Origin of the sequence: Ancylobacter crimeensis (genome assembly GCF_023016805.1) — a bacterium.
GTDB classification, from domain to species: Bacteria; Pseudomonadota; Alphaproteobacteria; order Rhizobiales; family Xanthobacteraceae; genus Ancylobacter; species Ancylobacter crimeensis.
On the sequence record NZ_JALKCH010000005.1, the window covers coordinates 110074 to 129838 of the forward strand.

General features: G+C 65.8%; 13 protein-coding genes and 1 pseudogene. 2 read left to right on the forward strand and 12 right to left on the reverse strand.

Going from position 1 to position 19765, the window contains the following annotated elements; all coding sequences use genetic code 11:
• The first annotated feature begins 58 nt into the window (after nt 1-58).
• Nucleotides 59-841 (forward strand): AraC family transcriptional regulator, encoded by a 783-nt coding sequence (locus tag MWN34_RS08665; RefSeq protein ID WP_247028528.1) that lies wholly within the window; start codon nt 59-61, stop codon nt 839-841.
• A 1-nt stretch (nt 842) separates the two neighbouring features.
• On the opposite strand, the gene MWN34_RS08670 is transcribed toward MWN34_RS08665, so the two are convergent.
• The 10 genes from MWN34_RS08670 to MWN34_RS08715 form a co-directional block, all read right to left on the reverse strand.
• Nucleotides 843-1787, reverse strand: coding sequence for a ChuX/HutX family heme-like substrate-binding protein (locus MWN34_RS08670; RefSeq protein WP_247028530.1), 945 nt, complete (start codon nt 1785-1787; stop codon nt 843-845).
• 27 nt (nt 1788-1814) lie between these two features.
• A complete protein-coding gene (locus tag MWN34_RS08675) occupies nt 1815-3566 on the reverse strand; it encodes a sulfite reductase subunit alpha (protein WP_343311920.1) in 1752 nt (583 codons plus the stop codon).
• Entirely contained in the window at nt 3563-9070 is a 5508-nt protein-coding gene (locus MWN34_RS08680) for a glutamate synthase-related protein (RefSeq protein WP_247028533.1), read from the reverse strand. Before MWN34_RS08680 ends, MWN34_RS08675 begins: the two co-directional genes overlap by 4 nt.
• A gap of 541 nt (nt 9071-9611) precedes the next feature.
• On the reverse strand, nt 9612-10730 hold the full coding sequence (locus tag MWN34_RS08685) for a hypothetical protein (protein WP_247028534.1): 1119 nt from the start codon (nt 10728-10730) through the stop codon (nt 9612-9614).
• 24 nt (nt 10731-10754) lie between these two features.
• On the reverse strand, nt 10755-12035 hold the full coding sequence (locus tag MWN34_RS08690; RefSeq protein ID WP_247028535.1) for a polysaccharide biosynthesis/export family protein: 1281 nt from the start codon (nt 12033-12035) through the stop codon (nt 10755-10757).
• A 109-nt stretch (nt 12036-12144) separates the two neighbouring features.
• Nucleotides 12145-12336, reverse strand: coding sequence for a hypothetical protein (locus MWN34_RS08695; protein WP_247028536.1), 192 nt, complete (start codon nt 12334-12336; stop codon nt 12145-12147).
• A gap of 34 nt (nt 12337-12370) precedes the next feature.
• On the reverse strand, nt 12371-13117 hold the full coding sequence (locus MWN34_RS08700; protein ID WP_247028537.1) for an ABC transporter ATP-binding protein: 747 nt from the start codon (nt 13115-13117) through the stop codon (nt 12371-12373).
• Nucleotides 13114-13854, reverse strand: coding sequence for an ABC transporter permease (locus tag MWN34_RS08705; protein WP_247028538.1), 741 nt, complete (start codon nt 13852-13854; stop codon nt 13114-13116). Before MWN34_RS08705 ends, MWN34_RS08700 begins: the two co-directional genes overlap by 4 nt.
• A 102-nt stretch (nt 13855-13956) precedes the next feature.
• Nucleotides 13957-15372 (reverse strand): KpsE/RkpR family capsule polysaccharide export protein, encoded by a 1416-nt coding sequence (locus tag MWN34_RS08710; RefSeq protein WP_247028539.1) that lies wholly within the window; start codon nt 15370-15372, stop codon nt 13957-13959.
• A gap of 1 nt (nt 15373) precedes the next feature.
• Entirely contained in the window at nt 15374-15628 is a 255-nt protein-coding gene (locus MWN34_RS08715) for a hypothetical protein (RefSeq protein WP_247028541.1), read from the reverse strand.
• Nucleotides 15629-16030: 402 nt separating this feature from the next.
• Between MWN34_RS08715 and MWN34_RS08720 the strand changes: the two are divergent.
• A pseudogene (locus tag MWN34_RS08720) lies at nt 16031-16945 on the forward strand (LTA synthase family protein); the annotation flags it as partial.
• Here the strand turns inward: MWN34_RS08720 and MWN34_RS08725 are convergent.
• Both MWN34_RS08725 and MWN34_RS08730 read right to left on the reverse strand, forming a co-directional pair.
• A complete protein-coding gene (locus MWN34_RS08725) occupies nt 16885-18372 on the reverse strand; it encodes a glycosyltransferase family 4 protein (protein ID WP_247028543.1) in 1488 nt (495 codons plus the stop codon). The pseudogene MWN34_RS08720 and the gene MWN34_RS08725 sit on opposite strands and share 61 nt — an antisense overlap.
• Nucleotides 18369-19763, reverse strand: a complete 1395-nt coding sequence (locus tag MWN34_RS08730) for an aminotransferase class I/II-fold pyridoxal phosphate-dependent enzyme (protein WP_247028839.1) — start codon at nt 19761-19763, stop codon at nt 18369-18371. The genes MWN34_RS08725 and MWN34_RS08730 overlap by 4 nt, the downstream gene beginning before the upstream one ends.
• Nucleotides 19764-19765: the final 2 nt, after the last annotated feature.

The following is a 19765-nucleotide window of genomic DNA, read 5'->3' on the forward strand; positions in this document are numbered from 1 at the left end:
AATCCCTGGCGGGCGGCCCGCAACCGCGTTAGGGTCAGTTTCTTATGCGAGTGGGCCAATGAACGGGCACAAGCCGGCCGATCACGTCTTCGCCAATGTCGCCCGCCCCGTGGTGGCGCTGGGCACGGATTATCCCGACGGCCACATCGTCGCGCCGCATCACCACGGGCGCGACCAGTTGCTCTATGGCGCGACCGGGGTCGTGCTGCTGAACACGCCCCATGGCGCCTGGGTGATGCCGCCGGAGCGCGGCATGTGGATTCCGGCCGGTATGGTGCATGACGTGCGCATGATGGGCGAGGTGCGGATGCGCAGCCTGTACATGTCGCAGGGCGTCATCACCGGCATGCCGCCGCATTGCCAGGTGCTGGCGATCACGCCGCTGATGCGCAGCCTGCTGGCCGAGGCGGTCGCGGTGCCGGCGGCATATGATCCTCATGGGCGGGACGGCGCGCTGATGCAGCTGATCCAGCATGAGATTCCCCGCCTGCCGGCGCTACCGCTCTCACTGCCGCTGCCGGGTCATCCGGCGCTGGCGCGGCTGTGCCGCAACTTTCTGCTGGAGCCGACGCATCATGCGCGGATCGAGGACTGGAGCGACGCAATCGGGGCCAGCCGGCGCACCTTCACCCGGCTGTTCCGCCGGGAAACCGGGCTGAGCTTCGTTGCCTGGCGCCAGCAGGCCTGCGTGATGGCGGCGCTGCCGCGCCTTGCAGCGGGTCATCCGGTCACGGAGGTCGCGATCGACCTCGGCTACGACAATCCGGCGGCCTTCACCACCATGTTCAAGCGCATCCTCGGGGCCGCGCCGGCCAGCTATATCGGGCGGGACGCTTCGTGAATTATCCGCCTCCGATCCGGCCCAGCGACAGCAGCACCTGCCGCCAGTAGCCGCCGAGGCCGGGATCGGGGAGGCCGGGAGCGGCGAATTGCGCGACGCAGTGGAAGCGCCAGTCGTAAAGCTCCAGCATGTGGGCCTCGCCGGACGGGCTGCGGTAGCAGGTGACCCAGGCTTCCTCGATCTCCGCGCCGTCGAAGGACAGGGTGCAGCAGCCCGAGCGCAGGATGACGAGGGCCTGCGAACGACGGACCTGTTCAAGCGGCCCGTTATGGATCTGGGCTGCGCCGGCATTGCCCACCATCTGGCTCAGCGGCATGCGGATTTCGGCGGCGAGAGCGAGGGCGTTCAACGCCAGTTCCGGCGCGACTCGCCATGCGCGCGTCCCGCCCCATCCCGGGAGCTGCGACCGGCGAGTCAGGCCGCTGTCGCCGAAGACGCTGTCGAGCTGCGCCGCGCAATCGCCCTCGGGGCGGGCCGGGCTGGGCGACCGGCACGAATCAGCGTGTGTCTCCGCCGGGCCTGCCCACAGATCGGTCAGCCGCGCGAAATCGAGGTCGTCGCGGCATTGGGTGAGGAAGCATTTGTGCAGCACGGCCCCTGCCGGGCAATAGAACTGGAGGGAGCAGGGCAGCCGCTGCACCGGCATGCGCTCCACTGCCAACGCGGTGTCGATGGCGGATGTCTCGAGCCGCACGCAGGTCGCCTCGGGATCACAGCGCAGGGGCTCGCCGGTGAACTGGGGTGGGCCGTAATGGCCGATGCGGGTCATTACCGCGGTGGTGTTGGAGGTCACGGCCACCGCTTCGCCGAGGAGCCGGAAGTCCGCGGCGATGCGCTCGACCGGTGCGTGCAGCCGGCTGCCGCAGAAGCCGGGTTCGGCGGTGAGGGCGCCGAGTTCGCTGACGAAGGGACGGGAGCAGCCGCCACGTCCGCAGGCTGATGCCATGATGTCTCGCCTTCCCGTGAACGCCGCTCAATACACGTCGCGCTGGTAGCGCTTCTCGCGCCGCAGCCGCGCGACATAGTCGGCGGCCGCTTCCGCCGACAGGCCGCCATGGACGACGATGACGTCGTGAAGGGCCTGCTCGACGTCCTTCGCCATGCGGCTGGCGTCGCCGCAGATATAGACATGAGCGCCTTCTTCCAGCCACGCGAACAGGTCGCGGCCATTTTCTCGCATGCGGGTCTGGACATAGATCTTCTCGGCCTGGTCGCGCGAGAAGGCGAGGTCGAGCCGGGTCAGCACGCCGTCGCGGCTCATCTCGGCGAGTTCGTCGGCGTAGATGAAGTCGCTGGCCTGGTGCTGGTCGCCGAAGAACAGCCAGTTGCGCCCCTCCGCGCCCTGCGCCTTGCGGTGATGCAGGAAGCCGCGAAAGGGGGCGATGCCGGTGCCGGGTCCGACCATGATCATCGGCACGGCCGGATCGGTGGGCGGGCGGAAAGCCTTGTTGGGCGACATGAAGATGCCGGCCTGCCCGCCTTCCGCCAGACGGTCGGCGAGATGGGTGGAGCACACGCCGCCATGCTGGCGCCCCTCCCGCTGCCAGCGGACCGCGGCGATGGTGAGGTGCACCGATCCTTCATGCGCGAGCGGGCTCGACGAGATCGAATAGGCGCGGTGCTGCAAGGGCCTCAGCCAGCCGAGGAACTCGGCGAGATCGAAGGAGAGGGCGGGATTGAGGTCGACGAGGTCCAGCACGTCGCGACCCCACAGCCACGCATCCAGCGCCTCGCGGTCGCCATGGCGCAGGACATGCGTGAGCTGGTCGTCGCCCGCGCGGGCCTCGATCGCGGCGATCAACTCGCGGGACGGGGTGCGGATTTCGTAATGCCGCAGCAGGGCCTCGCCGAGCGGCCGGTCGCCCGAGGGAGCTGGCTGCTCCCACGCGGCGCCGAGCCGGGCGAGCAGGGCCTTCACCAGTACCGGATCGTTGAGCGGCATCACGCCCAGCGCATCGCCGGCCTCGTAGGTCAGCCCGCTTCCCGTGAGGTCGAACTCGTAATGGCGGATGTCCTTGGCCGATTCGCTACCGGAGAGGCGCCGGCTCACGGCGAGGCACGCCGGATAGGGGTTGCGCCGGCTCCATTCCGCCCGCGCCGGCGCCGTGGACGCAGCCGCGACCGGGGCGAGCGGAGCCTCCGCACCCTTGGGTCGCGGGAACTGCGGCAGGGTGCTGGCGATCCAGCCGGCGCAGGCGCGCTCGTAATCGACGTCGCAATCGAGGCGGGAGGCGAGCCGGCGCGCGCCGAGCTGCTCAAGGCGGGTGTCGATCAGCTTGCCGGCCTGGCAGAAGCCGTCATAGGCGGAATCGCCGAGCGCCAGCACCGCATAGCCCACCGCTTCAAGCCGTGGGGCGTCGGGCGCGGACAGCGCCTGCCAGAACAGATGCGCATTGTCCGGCATCTCGCCCTCTCCATAGGTCGAGGTCGCGACGATGACGCGCTCCATGGCGGCGAGGCGGGGCATGTCGACATCGTCGAGACCCATCACTTCCGGATCGAAACCCTGGGCGCGCGCCGCGGCGGCGGCCTCCTGCGCGACCTGTTCGGCATTGCCGGTCTGGGTGCCGAACAGGATGCTCAGTCGCGGCCGCGCGACCGATGCCGCAGACGTGGCTTCAGCTTCGACGAGGCGCGAATTGAGCCCGGCCATGAAGCCGGCGAGCCATGCGCGCTGCTCGCCCGAAAACGGGGCGTCGTCGGGAATGGCGGGGAACGTCATCATTTGCCTCGGCTGAAAGCCACGAGATCGGGCAGGGCGGCGCGGGCGAAAAGCTCCTCATAGCTGGGGATACGCCCGACGATCTCGCGGTTCCTGGCGCTCTGATGGAGGATCCAGCCATAGGAGCCCGGACCGTCCATGGAGAGGATGTTGCGCCGGGTGAGGGCCGTCTTGTAGTCGCCGAGCCGCTTGTCGGCGACCAAGGCGGCGAGCTGCTCGTCCGGGTAATGCTGAAGCGCCGCGCGCGCATGGCGCTGGATCTTCTGCATCAGGCCGAAATCCTCGGTCATGATGAGCTTGCGCACGCCGCCCTGCAGGGCAGGATCGTCCATGTCCTGCACACCCGGCAGTCGGGCGCGGGCGAGCTGCTGGGCCATGGCGAGCACGGTGTAGTTGTTCAGCAGCACCAGCATGTCGGTGCCGTTCGCGGCATTGGCGTCCGGCAGGGCGCCGGCGAGGATCGGCGTGCCGTCCCGATAGGCCAGTTTGAACTTGCGCAATTGGTGACCAGCCACGGCGGTGGCGAGCTCCTCCAGCAGGTCCTTGCGCGGCTTCACCTTCAGGATCGCGCCGCTGTCCTGGTATTGCAGCAGCGCGACCGGCAGGCCGTAGACGAAATTCTGCCGCTCGCTTTCCCAGTTCTCCAGCAGCCACGCTGCCTTTGCCGAGCCGGTCGCCTCAAGGTGCCAGCCGAGCAGAAGGTGGATGGCGGCGGCATGAAGCTCGGCTTCCGGCCCCTCCTCGCGCAGCGAGAACAGCAGGATGGAATCGTGGCTGGCCCGCGCCGGCAGATCGCCATAAGGATCGTACTGGTAGACGAACCCTCCGCTCATGCCGTTGCCGACGCCCTTGCCGAAGGCGCCGAGATTGAGCACCGCGCCGTTCGTCATGTATTCGCAGGCGAAATCGCCGACGCCCTCGACCACGGCGGTGGCGCCGGAATTGCGCACGGCGAAGCGGTCGCCGGCCTGTCCTTCGACGAAGAGACGGCCGCCGGTGGCCCCGAAGAGCGCGAAATTGCCGATCAGGACATTGCCGCCGGCCTCGTCGCAGCCGCCGCCGGGCGAACGCACGGTGATGGTGCCGCCGCACTGGCCCTTGCCGACGCCGTCATTGCAGGTGCCCACATGGCGCAAGGCCATGCCGTCATTGCAGAACGCGCCGTAGGACTGGCCGGCCGAGCCGGTGGTGCGGATCACGACGCTGTCGGGTTGCAGATAGCGCCGACCGCGATCGTCCTCGCACGCGGCGGGCAGCGCGCGGGCGGCCTCGGGCGCGAGCGTATGGTTGAGCATCCGCTCGATGTCGACGGCGAGCTGCGCGCCCACGCTCTTGTTGCGGTTGCCGAGCCGGATGCCTTCGCCGAGGGCGACGCTCTCCGCGCCGCCTTCGATCAGGGCGGCGGTCATCCCGGCGAGGAAATCCGCGTCGAGCCCATAATCGGCTTCCATATAGACCGGTTCGTCGATCACCACCTCCGGCACCACGGCGAGCATGGCCCGCAGGTCGAGCTGGCCGACGCTGGAGGGGTGGTCGAGCAGGTGCAGCAGGTCGGAGCGCCCGCGCGCCTCCTTCAGCGAGCGCAGGCCGAGCGCGGCGAGGATCTCGCGCGTCTCATGGGCGATGTTCATGAGATATTGCGCCAGCGCGCGGGGATCGCCGTCGAACAGTTCCGAATTGGTGGTGAGGCCGGCCGGGCACTTGATGTTGCAGTTCTTGGCCATGACGCATTTCAGCATCATCAGAGCGGTGGTACCGAACTCGAAACTGTCGCCTCCGAGCAGCGCCGACTTCACCACATCGCTCGCGGTCTGGTGTGCGCCGGAGCAGCGCAGCGTCACCTTGCGGCGCAGGCCGTTGGCGCAGAGCGCCTGGTGCACCTCGGCGATGCCGATCTCCGCGGCACGCCCGGTGTATTTCAGGCTGGTCACGGCCGCCGCGCCGGTGCCGCCGGTGTTGCCCGCGACATTGATCACGTCCGCCCCGGCCTTGGCGACGCCGACGGCGATGGTGCCGATGCCTTCGGACGACACCAGCTTGACGATGACCCGCACCCGCGCCGCCTTGCAGTCGTGGATGAGCTGGGCGAGGTCCTCGATCGAATAGGTGTCGTGGTGCGGGGGCGGCGACACCAGCTCGACGCCCGGCGTGCCGCCGCGGGCGGCGGCGATCTCGACCGTCACCTTCTGGGCCGGAAGCTGGCCGCCCTCGCCGGGCTTGGCACCCTGGCCGATCTTGATCTCCAGCTCTTCCAGCGAGGGATCGGCCAGATAGCCGGCCCATACGCCGAAACGGCCGGAGGCGAGCTGCTTGATGCGCGAGGCGCGGATCGTGCCGTAGCGCGAGATGTGCTCGCCGCCCTCGCCGGAATTGGAGAGGCCGCCCACCATGTTGGTTCCATGGGCCACCGCCTCGTGGGCAGGGGCGTTCAGCGCGCCGTGGCTCATGGCGCCTGAGGTCAGGAGAGGGGTGATCTCGCTCGCCTTCTGCACCTCTTCCAGCGGGATCGAGTCGGGCGCCGCGTGCAGCAGGCAGAGCCAGTCTTTGGCCTCGCCGGTGGCGCGTAGCGCCAGCCTGCCCGCTTGCAGCCAATGGCCGTTGATCGCACCGCGGAACCGCATGAGGAGCGACTGGCCGAGTGCCGCGAGCCGCGCCGGATCATCGCCCAGCGGGCCGGTGAGGCCGACGAGGAACACATTGCCCGGCATCTGCTCGCAGGTGAGGCCGCGCACCAGGAAGCTGTTGTTGCCGCGCCGCGCGAACTTGCCCATCTCGCGGCGGAAATCCTGCGCGTGGCTGAGGAAAGTGATGTCCGCCGGCAGGGACAGCACGTCGCGCAAGGCGGCAGGGCGGCGCATCCGCTCCTCCGTCATCATGCGGCTGAAGGCACGATAGGCCGGAGTGATGCGGAAGGCATCCACCGCTTCCGGCGTCAGCGCCTCGAAGCTGGTCGAGCGATAGGCCCCGGCATCGAGGCCGAAGGCGTCCGTTAGCCGGTTGAGAGGCAGCAGGCGCAGGGCGTCGACATCGGTCTGCGGCGCCTCGGCCTCCGGCAGAAGGTCGGCGGGCTCCTCGGTCATGTCGACGAAGCCGCGCACGGCGATGGCGCCGAAGGAATGGCCGGCACCTTCCGCGCGTTCCTTGAACAGGCCGAGCAACGGAATATCCGCCTCGTCCTTCACGGTGAGCGCGCGGGCATGCCAGTCATTGACCGCCTGGGCGATGACCGGGAAGGTGACGCCGCCGACCGGGGTGCGCATGTTCGGGAAATAGCGCTTCAGGACGGGATCGTTGGTATCGAGGAAATTGGGCTCGAAGAACTCGCCGCCGATATAGCTTTCGGCGGTGCAGAGCCCGACCTTGCCCATGGTCTTCATCAGCGACTTCTCCGCCGCCTTGGCGAAGCGCTTGAACGCCTTGTCGGCCTCGGCGCCGAACTTTTCCTCGGCCCGGAACTGCACGCAGAGCGGATAGACAGCGGAGGCGCCGAAGCCCAGCGCCACGGCGCAATGATGCGAGGAGGAGATCTGGCCGCTCTCGGCGATGATGGAGAGGCGCAGGCGCAACCCTTCTTCGATCAGCCGCTGGTTGACCGCAGAGACCGCCAGCGTCAACGGCAGCGCGGCGCGCTCGCGCGCGACATGGCGGTCGGTCAGCACCGCGATGCCGCCGGCCCCGCGTGCGAAATCGGTTACCTCGCGGCATAGCGCATCGAGCGCGTCCTCGATGGCCTGCGTGTTTGCCTGCGCCTCGCCCGGTACCGGGCGGTACAGCATCTCGAAGCGGCGCACTGGCGTCGCCGTCTGCTCGCGGATCTTGAGCATGTCGAGATGGGTGAGGATCGGCGAACGGATCACGATCTGCGGGGCAGAGGGTGCGCCGATGTTCGGCTTGGCACCCAGCGCCACGCGCAGCGTCATACCATCGGCTTCGCGCAGGGAGTCGAGCGGCGGGTTGGTGACCTGCGCGAAGCGCTGCGAGAAGTATTTCGCGACGCCGCCTTCCTGGTCCGACAAGGCATTGATGGCGTTGCCATAGCCCATGGCGGAGATCTTTTCGGCGCCGGCCTCCAGCATCGGGTCCATCAGGAACCGGAAGCTTTCCTGATTATGCGAATAGGCGACATAACGCTGGTGCCGTTCCAGATCGCCATTGTAGCGCAGCGGCGAGCCCTGCTTTTCGGGCGGGATTTCCGGCAGCGATTCAAGCGTCACGCGCGCGGCATCGAGCAGCGCCGGATAGTCGCGCCGGGCCGCCAGAATCTCCAGCGCCTCGATCGAGCCGTAGCTGCGCTGCTCCCGGTGATCCCAGTAGAGCATGCCGCCGGCCTCGATCCGGCCGCGCCGCAGCACGCTGTCGGGGGGAAAGCCGATCTGCCCGGCTTCCGACATCACGCACAGATAATCGGTCGTCTCCACCGTACGCAGCGGACGCAGGCCGAGCCGATCGAGCCGGGCGCCGACGATCTCGCCATTGCCGAAGATGAGCGCCGCCGGCCCGTCGTTCTTCTCCTCATACAGCGAGAAATATTCGAGCATGGCGCGCACGGCAGGGGAGAGCGTGTCGTCGTTCTCCCAGGCCGGCGGCATCATCGACACCACGGCCGTGACCAGATCGAGGTCGTCCTGCATCATCCGGCTTTGCAGGGTCTGGTCGAGCCGGCAGGAATCCGACTGGCCCTTCGGCGCCACGATGAGCCCGTTTCGCGCCCGTGCGATCGCCGCCTCGGAGAGACGGTTCTTCTTGTCGGTGTTCAATTCGCCATTATGCGCCATCAGCCGGAAGGGCTGGGCCATGGAGGGGTGCGGGTCGGTGTTGGTCGAGAAGCGGGTGTGGAAATAGAGCGTGTGAACCGCGTGGTCGGGATCGGCCAGATCGCGAAAATAGGGGATGACCTCGTTCGAGTTGAGGCGGCCCTTCAGCACCTGGGTCCGCGCCGAGAGCGAGAGCGGGTAGAACCCCTCGAGCGCCGGATCGGTGAAGGCCTCCGCTTCGATGACCAGCAGAGCGCGATGGATCGCCCGGTCCAGGGCCTCGACCGACGTCGTCCCCCCGGCCGCGGCGAAGACCCACTGGCGGATAGGGAGCTGGTACTTCAGCGCCGCCGGCCGCAGGACGGACGGCTCCACCGGCACTTCGCGCTCCAGCAGCACCGCGAAGCCTTCGTCGGCCAGCGCGTTCCCGATGATGAGGCGCGCCCGGTCCTGCTGCGAGCTATCGGAGGGCATGAAGAAATTGCCGACGCCGAAGCGGCCGGCTTCCAGATCGCCCCGACCGGTCCGCGCGCGGAAGAAGGCCAGCGACAGGTCGATCGACACGCCCGCGCCGTCGCCTACCCCTTCGGATGACATGCCACCGCGATGCGGCACGGCGCATAGCGCCTCATGGGCTTTCTGCAGCACGTCCGGGGTCTGGCGTCCATCCTTACGGGTAATGAAGCCGACGCCGCAGCTGCTCCTGTCGGATGCAGGATCGAAAAGCCCGTAAGGAGAAACGGATGTGCTCAAAGGCGAACAATCCTGCTGGCAAGGGTGAAGGAATGTCTATTTCGACCGTTTCCAGACAGGGTGAAAGTTGATGCTTGCCCAACCCGGAGATCGATCCATATGCACGCAAGAATTCCGGGGCAAGTACTTCATGAAAGTATAGAAGTATAATCGTTATAATCTGTCGAGGCGTATTGCCTCGTGCCCTGTGTGTCCATGTCGACGGACCGGCCCAATGGACTACGCCGATGGACATGGCTGATAGCCGGCGTCAGCGATCCTGTTCGGGATTCGGCATTCTTGGTGCGCCTCACCCCAAAAACGGGGGCCTCATTCCATGCCGATTCACAGTCCACGGATATGCTGCGGCTCGACGAGCCGGACCACCTATCTCGACATCGCCCATCGGCTGGACGTGGTCGATCTGCTCCAGAGGCGGGTTCGCGGAGAGGGAAAAATGATGAATGCAGGCATAATCCATCATCAGCGAAGACGTGAAGCTGAGCTGTGGAACACGGAGGATCCCAGCTCCCTCCAGAGCATCCGGCTTGAGGTTGATCGGTCAGGGAAGCCAGTAGGCCTCGTCCGAGAAACGGAGCATCTCCGGCATCGGGCTCGCGAGACGCGGCTGGATGTTGGTGTAGTCCTCGCACAGCGTCATGTACCAGACATGGCTTTCGCCGGTCGAAGGATCGCTGATGGTCCGAGTGTAGGCACCTGCCTTTGAGGGACCGTCGCTGAAGCGTGTATGCGCCGATACGTTGAAAGTACCACCCGCCGGAGGGCTGCAACGTCCGCGACGGAAAAGCTCCTGCGCCAGGTCCGGTGCAGCGCGTCCGCTACGAGGGTGGATCCAGTCGGCGCGCGCCCACTTCTCCCAGCGTGACAGTCCGAATTCGCGGGTCCAGTAGGTCTGTTCCAGCTGCATGGAGTCACCCGGCGAAGCGCCATCTTCGCCGACCTGCGCAAAATGGCCGGAAACGATCGCCAACAGATCCCGCCCGGACTTGAAACGGACATTCGTGATCAGCCATGTGGTCAGGGCGCTGCGATAATCGGTGGGGCACTGGGCGGGCAGGTTCGAGGCGGCTCCGGTTGTGAGCTTGCTCTGGAACACGCCATAGCCAGCCGCCCCCACAGCGGGAACCTGTGCCGGAGCGATCACCCAGCCGCGAAAGAACCGGCGAGACGAGCGCGTGCCGGGCTGGCAGCCGGGGGTCTGATAGATCGACAGCGCCACCGGGCTGTAGCTGCCCATGATGAAGCCATAGCCATTGTCGTGCCACTGTATCGACGCGCCGCCGCTTTCGCCGTCCTTTGCCGCGCCGCCGCCCGCGCAGGGCGCCGCGACCGGTGTGTTCGACGAGACGATGCGCGTCTGACCGTTACGTGTCACCGGCAGGTTCAGGCGCGTGATCGTGCCGGTATTCGCCGGACACCCGCGGCCGGGGCTGCCGAAGTTCCGCAGTTCGTAAGGCGGTGTCTCGCCGGGCCGGATGTCACGATGCCGGCGGCATCCGGCATCGCCGGGGGCAAGAGGCAGGATGCGGTCGGAACTGTCGACGCACACATCCATGGTCATGAAGTCGGCGATGTTCAGCCCGTCCGCGTAAACCACGGTGGAAGGCTGACCCGCGGCGACAGCCGCGAGAAGCACGGCCGCGAGCAGGCGTGGAGTCATCTCAATCCTCGCGCTGGTTGCCGATCAGTCCGACACGGCCACGGCGTTGGACCGCACCACCGAAGAGATCGTCTGCGCCATTCTCAGGAACTTGGTGAACTCGACGCCGGGCGCGTTGGCGACATAGACGACGTCGCCGACCCGAACAGGGAAGGCGCGAGCGATGAAATAGCCCGACGGATCCTTGAGGTTCAGCCGGTAGATGACCGGCACGAAGCTGTTGCCGTTCAGGAATGGCGACTCCGGATTGATGGCACGCACCACCGGAGACTGCTCGAACCGGAAGATGAAGACGCCGCTCGGATCCGCCTGCGTATCGGTCAGGCCGCCGGAAACGCCCATGGCCTCCGCGACGGTGAAGTTGTCACGGTCGATGGGAAGTTCGCCGGAGTTCCTGATCGCCCCGAGAGCGGTGAAGGTCTGCGGCCGACGATAGACATAAACCGTATCCGCCGGGCGCATGTAGACGTTCTCGGACGGATTGGCGAGGATCGCCGTGAGTTGCATGGTCGTGGAGCGCGAGCCACGCGTCAGCCGCACGAATGTCTCATTCGCCGGCCCCTTGATCCCGCCGGCCTGGGCGATGACCTCGAGCAGCCGGTCGCCCTTCACGTTCAGGCTCACCCGACCAGCGCCGGTCAGGTCGCCGACCACCACCACCGAAGCCGAGGATTGCTGCGGCAGCGTGACAAGGACCTGCGGTTCGATAGCCTTGCCCTTGAGCGCCTGCTCGATCTGGCTGGCGATCTCGCCGGGGCGCTTTCCTACCACCGACACCTCGCCGGCATAGGGGATCTTGATATGGCCGTCACGCCCGACGGTCTGGGGAGGAAGCGTGGCGTTGCCGCCCACGGCGTCGGACGCGCTGCGCGAGCTGAACAGCCCGCCGCCGCTGGCCTCCCAGATCGAGACCTCGACGACATCGCCGACATTCACCACATTCTCCGGGGCGGTCTTCCGCGCACCGAAGCTGCGGGCGAGGCTGTCCGAGCGCCACAGGCGCATGGCGTCGATCGCCCGGCCATCGACGTCGACGATCTCGTAGTCGGCCACGTCCTTTTTCGGGTTGATGACTTCCTCGGTCGTGGGACCGGAGCCGGGGAAAAATGTGCATCCTCCCAGCCCCAATGACAGGACAATGAGAGCGAGAGCGCCGACTTTCATACAACGCGCAAACAAGCCGATTATTCCCCTTGCGTTTAGAAATAACCGATAAGCCAGAATGCCGTCGATTTCATCGTCATCAAAGGAGTTATCCGCAATAATGCGAATCTCATGTGCCAATTTTGTCACACGATGAGGCATGCAATATTTGCAGGATACTTGACCTACAGTGATGTAGCAAAGAAGGAGGAAATGTCACTGCAAGTGGCGAGCGCGACCGGCTAAAGAATTCACCGGTCGCGCTGCAGGCTCAGGCGGTCTGCGGGGCGGCCGCCTGGCGGGCGTAGTAGTTGCGTTCCGCACGCAGGGCCCGGCGCGCGATGAGAATGCATTCCTTGCGCTTCTCCACGGTCAGCTCCTTCCAGCCATTCTGATCGAAATCGAGCATGCGGCGAGCCACGAAGCGTTCAAGCTGGCGATCGATCTGCGGCAGTTCGTTCATGTCAGTTCCTTCCATGTTGAGAGCAGGTGGGAGGTCATTCGAGCGGTCCGAACGGTTCGTCCAGATCGCGCTCTTCATCGACTTCGTCGTCCTCTTCCAGGGTATCGTCCGATTGGGGCGTCGCCTTGTCGAGAGCGAGGAAGGTTCGTATCGCGTCACCGACGCGATCGAATAGCTGCAACTGCCCGTCATGCAGGACGCCGCCGATATCGGCGAAACGTCGCAGCATCTGCGGAGAACGGGTGGCGAAGATGAAGCTCGCCTGCGCGCGCCGCGCCTGCACCAGGGCGGCACAGCGTTCCCGGAACGGGCCGGACCCGCCGAACAACGCCTCGTCGGCGATGTATACGTCGAAGGGCAGCGCGTAGGACGCGGCGAACAGGAACCGTGCGCGGCTTTCGCGGGTATAGGTCGACAGCGGCTGATCGAGCGTCGCCCCAAGCCCGGTGAAGTTTTCGACGAAGGCGGAAGCGGTCGGACCGTCCAGACCGTTGACCCTCGCCACGAAGTGGATGTTCTCGCGTCCGCTGAGCGAAGCATGGTAGGCGCGGGTGTTGGCAATGGGCGGCGAGACGAGCCCCTGACGCCGGATCCGTCCCCGATCCGGCAGGGTAGATCCGCCGATGAGGCGTATCAGCGTGCTCTTGCCCGAGCCCTTGGTACCAAGAATGCCGACGGCGCTGCCGGCCGGAAAGCGCACGCTCAGATTTTCGAACACCCGCTTCGCGCCATGCTTGCCGCGATAGGTTTTCGTGACGTCGTCGAGATCGACCGCGATCATATCAGCCTCGACCGGAAGACCCGCTCGAGTGCCAGGCCGATCAGCAGTGAGGCGACGCCGAAACCGATCAGATAGGACTTGCTCAGGGTCAATGTCGGATAGGTAAGATAGAAGCCCGAGCGGAACCATTCGAGCCCATGGAGAAGCGGGTTCCAGCTCAGCACGTACCGGATACCGGGCGGCATCAGGTCCGGCACGAAGAACACGCCCGACAGGAAGATGAGCGAACGCGACGCCACCCCGTAGATCACAGCCCAGAGACGGAAGAAGGAGCCGATCACCCCGTTGATTAGGCCGACGCCGATGCCGAGCAGGGCGGTGGCCGCAAAGCCCTGGATCGCCACGATCGGCTGGATGGGAAACGCTTCCCGCACCCCGGTCGCGTAGATGAAGCTGAACAGCATCACGGCAACGATAAGCAGCGTCGCCGTCTCGAGCAACGCCCGGGCGATCATGATGTCGATCGGCTGCACTGCCGTCAGCGCCCGCACCAGCCCGCTCGCGCGGATTGCGCCGGTGCAGCGACCCGAAACGTGCGTGAACAGAAAGAACGGCATGATGCCGGTGCCGAGGAACAGAAGCAGGCTGGTGCCGAAATCCGGACGGCGGCCGATCAGGGTGAAGATGGTCATCATCATCACCAACTGGAGGATCGGTTCCACGAAAGCGAGCAGATAGCTCAGCCGCGAATGGATCGAACGCAGTCGGATTTCACGCAACATCAACGCCGCGATCACCCGCGCCTGGGTCCGAAACCCGTCGAACAGGGTCGCATGCCGGGTGCGCCGGTCGTCGCCGTGGTCGAAGAAAACGTTGTCCACCATGCCGTACCGGTCCCGTCAGGCCGTGTGGTCACGGATGGAGAAGAACAGCATCACGCTCACGAACCAGAACGCCGCGCAGGCCAGGAACACGATGAGGATGGCGATGGCCCGTTGCGGGTATTCGCTCATCTGGGCAATGCCGGGTTGCACGTAGGTTGCGACATAGGTCTGCTGCGTGGCGGCCTGCGACCGGGCAAGTTCGAGAGCGGACAGGGTCGTGTCGTAATATTTCTGTGCGAACTGCGTGCTGAGCTCGACATCCTCATATTTCGACAGCGTCTCGGCCATGACCTGCGGGTCGCCGCCCGCGCTTTTGGCCGATGCGGCAGTGGAGGAGCCGGATGCAGTTGCTCCATCCGCCCCGGTGCCGAGTTCGCGCCCGACGGAAGCGATCTGCTTGTTGACGGCGGCTATGCGGCTCTCCAGCACTTTCACCGAGGGCGCGTTCGCATCCATGTAGGTGCGCAGCGTCGTGAGTTGGGACTGGAGCGTGGCGACTTCGGCCCGCAGGTTCATCGCGAGATCCAGCGTGCCGCCGGCGGTGCGCGCCGCGTCGGGTGTCTGCTGGCGGTCGCGGAACTGGCGCATGTCGGCACGCGCCGCACGCAACCGCTCCTCCGCTCGCGTCACATCGCCCTCGGCGAACTTCACAGCGTCGAGACGTGCACGCGCGGTTATGTCGTTGACGAGCTTCTCGCTCTGTTTGACAAGCGCCGAAGCGATGGTGTGGGCGTCTTCCGGGTTGAAGGCGCGCACACGCACCAGAGCGAGGCCGGTGACGAGGTCGTAGGAAGCGTCGATCTTCGATTGCCAGTAGCGCAGAAGCTCCTCATTGGTGCTTTCCGCGCGGAGTCGCGAAAGGTAATCGATATGCTCGTTGTCGTACATCTTGCGCAGATCGACGGCCTTCATCAGATCCTCGATCGCCTGCCGGCTCTGCAGGTAGTCAATCACCATGAAATCATTAGTGAACATCGAGCCGCTCACCACGCCGCTGAGGGTTGTCGCGGATGACGATGAGCCTGCCGGAGCGAAATCCTGGCTGCGAACGGTGAAGCGGAACTCCGACATATACTGGTTCGAGGCGATAGCGACGTAATAGACGGTCGCCGCCAGGGTCGGAAGCGCCACCAGAAGCAGGAAGGACGCCCAGAGGCTACGCGAACGCTTCGGCTTCCTATGCTTCGGCAATGTTGCCGTGAGGCCCGAGAGGTCCGGCAGCTCGGTGTTCGACTCCCTGGGACTTCTCGCCATCGGACGCACCGGTGTCGGACGTACCGGCTTGGCACGTATCGGCTGAGGAGCCTCGGCATCGGCTTCAATAGACTTCGTCGGCCGGATGGGTTTCACCTTCGAGGCCACAGCCACCGGCTCGACATCCGCAAGATCGGGCGTCGCCGGAATATTCTTCAGCGGTTCCACCTTGCTCATTTCACGACCTCGTCCTTTTCGGGCGATAAACATCTTTCACGACAAAGCGAATATGAAGATATTTACAGTGCAAATGTTGTTTATTATATGAATAATGACTTTCTGTCGGAAATAATGCCAGAAGTCCTGGGTGTTTTTTGATGTTGAGAGCAAGCATGAGCCGTTCTTCCGGCGTATGCCGCAGACCGCCGGCGCGCCGATGACCGGGTGCATATCCTTCGGGCTGGCGTGCTTCGGCGTTGCGGGTATCGGACACATCGTCCTGGATCGTTTCGCCATGCCGGGTGTCGTAAATGACGAGGGCTGGGCCCGCGGACGTCTCGCGCTCGGACTGGCGATTGCGCTGTGGCTGTGGGCGCTGTGGATAGGCTTTGCGGCGCGACCGGCGTTCGCCACGCTCGCCACGCTCGTCACCAGCGCGGTGTTCGTGTTCATCTCGCGGGAGAAATACACCTATCTGCGCGAACCGCTGGTCTTCAGCGACCTCGGCTTTCTGAGCCTGCTCATCCGTCATCCGGCACTGTTCTATATCGGGCGCAAGGAGGGTCTCGCCCTCGGGACGGTGGTTGTCGCGTTGCTGGCGGTCATCGTGGTGTGGACCCATTACGAGCCCCGCACCATGGGTGGCGGGATTCAGGGCGCCGTCGCGTTCCTGGCCATGCTGGGGGCCGGACTGTTCGTAGCCGGCGCCGGGAAGGGCGCCCGCTTCGTTCCCGGACTGGTCGCGGAGGTGGCAGATCATCCGGCGCGCCGGTTCGTCAAGCGCCTCGGCCTTTCGGGATCCCTTGTGGCCGGCTATGCGGCCTGGCGCGCGGGCGGCGGCGTTCATCAGGCCGGAACGCTCGACGGAACGGGCCATGACGTCGTCATCGTCGTGCAGTCGGAATCCTTCGTCGATCTGCGCCGTGAGGGTGTCGGCATCGACCTGCCGAACCTCGACCGGATGCGCCGCCGCGCGCTGGCTCACGGACGGCTCGCGGTGTCCTGCTTCGGAGCCTACACGCACCGCTCGGAGGTGGAGATGCTCACGGGCGTTCCGTTCGCCGCGCAGGGCATGGATCGCTTCGATCCCTATCTTCGCCCCGAGCGGCTGGCCGCAGCCTCGCTCGCCACCGGCCTGCGCCGCCTCGGCTGGCGCACCTGCTTCATCCATCCGCACGACAAGCGCTTCTTTCGCCGCGACCACGCCATTTCGCGGCTCGGCTTCGATCGCTTCGTCGGCGAAGATGAATTCGCCGCGACCGACCGCTACGGCCTCTATGTCGGCGACCGCGCGCTTGCTGCACGGATCATCGACGAGATCGACGCCGCCCGTCATGCGGGACAACCACTTTTCCTGATGGCCGTGTCGATGGAGGCTCATGATCCCTATGGCGTCGGCCGCCTGCCAGACACCGACGATCCGGTCGAGCAGTATATCCGCCACATAACCCATGCCGACATGATGCTGGGGCAATTGGTCGACGCACTGGATGCGTCTGCTCGGCGCGCGCTGCTGGTGTTCTACGGCGATCATGCGCCGATCCTTCCCGGCCATGAATCATTGGCCGAGGATACGGCGACCGACTTCGTGCTGCTCTCGTGCGGGCTGAAGGCGGACAAGGTCGAAGAAGAGCTCGCACCCGTGACGCTGCCGCCCGCCGGGGTCCATGCCTTGCTCCGGTCGAGGCTCGGCAGCCAGCCGGCAAGCAGCGACGTGCCTTCCTCCGGCGTGGCGATCGAATCGATCAGCTGATCGACATCCTTGAAGTGATCGCTCCATCGCGGCACCTGGAACGTGGAGAGCCGCTCCAGCTGAGCGGGGCGCCGAACCGAGTCCGGACGAGCGTATTCCTCGATGACCCTGGCCCAGCCGATCCCGTCGATCGGATCGAGATAGCAGGGCGTCGCGCCGGCGATGTCTCGGAACACGGGAAGATTCGAGCAGATGACCGGCACCCGCAGCGCCAGCGCCTCGAACAGCGGCAGGCCGAAACCCTCGGTGAAGGAGGGCAGCAGCACCGCCCGCGCCTGGCGCATCAGCCGGCGGAGATGGGCATCCGGCAGGCGGTTACACTCGAGGACATGATCGCTGAGCGTGCGCGAGCGCTCGATGATGTCGATGACGTTTTCATTCTCCCAGCCGCGCCGGCCGATGATGAGCAGCTTGGGAGCCTTCGGGCCCAGCTTTTCGACCAGGGCGCGCCACGCATGCAGCAAGACCAGATGGTTCTTGCGGGGCTCGATGGTGCCAAGCGCAATGAAGAACGGCGCTCCCTCGTGCGGCGGAACATCGACCGACCCGAATTCGTCCTCGATGCCCAGCGGACTGACGACGGCCGGCGGCAGGGGCATCTGCCGCGCCCTGGCAAAGCTCGCGAGGTTCATCTGCGTGTCGCGCGAATTGCAGATCACCGCACGTGCCGATTCCAGCACCGTGCGCATGCGCGTCTGGTGTTTCTCGGCATCGCCTGGGCGGACATATTCGGGATGGGTCAGCGGAATGAGGTCATGGACGAGGAAAACCGGCTGCATGGCCTGCCCACGCACCAGGGAGCGCATGCCGCCGGGAGCGATCAGTCCCTCATGGGAAACATTTAGGTAGACCATGCCGCGGTTGCGGTGGCGGCGCAGCAGGCTGGGCAGGAGATTGACGGGGGACAGCAGGCGCTGGAGCGGCGGCAGCATGTCCGGCAGCACCGAGCGCAGCGTCGTCGTCGGCAGACCGGCGGCGAGGGAGCCGTCGGGCTGTCCGAGAAACTGCTCGATGGTGGAAAGTTCGCGCCGGGTCACCCGTGCTGCGGACAGACGCCAGCGCAGCGCCTGCGTCTCGATGAAGGGCCGCACGATCTTGGCATCGAGATACCAGGTCGATGCACGCAGTCGCGCCACGAAGGAAACATCGGCAGCATCACCTTTCAGCAGGTGGCGTGCATAGGCGAGTTCGACCCGGTCGATGCCTGTCGGCGTCGCCTGTGCCGCGCGGCGGAGCAGCCGCGTGATGTCAAGCACGGCTTTCATGACCAGACCCCTCGCATGCGTTCCGGCATCGGCGCTCGGTCGTCGTCGTCCTGCACGTCGATGCCGAGCGTCGCGATAATCCCGGTGCAGGCGTCCAATTCCTCGGCGACGACGCGCACCGCTTCGTCCAATTGCTCCGCCGAATGTCCAGCCGTGATGAAGAAGCGCAGCCGTGCCGATTTGTGCGGCACGGCAGGCGGAATGATCGGCAGAACGTTGATCTGCCGGTCCAGCAGCCTCTCTGCCATCATCACTGCCTTCAAGGAATCCCCGACCATGATCGGAACGATGGCGTGTCCCGCAGCATGGCCGGTCGAAAGGCCGGCCGCCTCCGCGGCGCGGAGGAAATGGCGTGAATTGGACTGAAGTCGGGCAATCCGCGCCGGCTCCGTCTCCATCGCGTCGAGGGCGGCGAGAGCCGCCGCCGCGGCCGGTGGCGACAGGCCGACACTGTAGACGAAGCCGGGAGCCTTGGCACGCAGCCAGTCGATCAATGGTTGACGGCCGGCAATGTAGCCGCCGCACGACGCCAGCGACTTCGACAACGTGCCCATCCAGATATCGACCTCGGACGGGTCGATGCCGAGATGCTCGGCGATGCCCTGGCCCGTAGCTCCCAGCACGCCGAGCGCATGCGCTTCGTCGACCATCAGCCAGGCACCGAAGCGCTCCTTGAGCGCGATCAGCCTGGCGAGGTCAGGCACGTCGCCATCCATGGAATAGAGGCCCTCGACGACGATCAGCGCCCGGCCTGTCGCCGGGCGTTCGGTGGCGAGTATCCGCTCCAGTTCGTCGAGGTCGTTATGCGGGAAGGACCGCCGGCGGGCGCCGGCCAGTTCCGCACCCACCACGATGCTGTTGTGGATCAGCGCATCGTGGAAAATCGTGTCGGCCGGACCGAGAAGCGAGCCGATCGTGGTGACGTTGGCGGCATGGCCCGAGACGAAGACCAGCGCGTCTTCTGTGCGATAAACGCCGGCCAGACGGGTTTCCAGCCCGCGGTGGAATGGTCGTTCACCGGCGACGAGCCGACTGGCCGATACGGTGGTACCGAACCGTTCGATCGCTTGCTGCGCCGCCCGGCGAACATCCGGATGGGCGTTGAGGCCCAGATAATCGTAGGAAGCGAAATTCATCACCTCCTTGCCGGCAATGGAGGTTACCGCGCCGGCACAGCCGTCGTGGGCGCGGAAAAACGGGTTCTCCAGCCCAAGCGCGCTGCCCGCGGCCCTCATCATCTGGAGATCTTCATAGCCGGGCAGGGTTTCGAATGAGATATCGTAACGCTGCGGCGCAGGAGCCGACGCCGGCGTCCGTGAAGTCTGGCGCATGCGGGCGAGCAGTTTTTCCCGCGCCTCCGCCGGCAGTCCGTGAGAGGTGGAGCGCATCATCG

Bases quoted from the DNA above. Each gene is read 5' to 3' on its own strand.
- MWN34_RS08700 (WP_247028537.1), bottom strand. From the start codon at position 13,117: ATGATCGCGGTCGATCTCGACGACGTCACGAAAACCTATCGCGGCAAG.
- MWN34_RS08675 (WP_343311920.1), bottom strand. From the start codon at position 3,566: ATGATGACGTTCCCCGCCATTCCCGACGACGCCCCGTTTTCGGGCGAG.
- MWN34_RS08685 (WP_247028534.1), bottom strand. From the start codon at position 10,730: ATGACTCCACGCCTGCTCGCGGCCGTGCTTCTCGCGGCTGTCGCCGCG.
- MWN34_RS08710 (WP_247028539.1), bottom strand. From the start codon at position 15,372: ATGAGCAAGGTGGAACCGCTGAAGAATATTCCGGCGACGCCCGATCTT.
- MWN34_RS08665 (WP_247028528.1), top strand. From the start codon at position 59: ATGAACGGGCACAAGCCGGCCGATCACGTCTTCGCCAATGTCGCCCGC.
- MWN34_RS08725 (WP_247028543.1), bottom strand. From the start codon at position 18,372: ATGAAAGCCGTGCTTGACATCACGCGGCTGCTCCGCCGCGCGGCACAG.
- MWN34_RS08670 (WP_247028530.1), bottom strand. From the start codon at position 1,787: ATGGCATCAGCCTGCGGACGTGGCGGCTGCTCCCGTCCCTTCGTCAGC.
- MWN34_RS08690 (WP_247028535.1), bottom strand. From the start codon at position 12,035: ATGCCTCATCGTGTGACAAAATTGGCACATGAGATTCGCATTATTGCG.
- MWN34_RS08730 (WP_247028839.1), bottom strand. From the start codon at position 19,763: ATGATGCGCTCCACCTCTCACGGACTGCCGGCGGAGGCGCGGGAAAAA.
- MWN34_RS08695 (WP_247028536.1), bottom strand. From the start codon at position 12,336: ATGAACGAACTGCCGCAGATCGATCGCCAGCTTGAACGCTTCGTGGCT.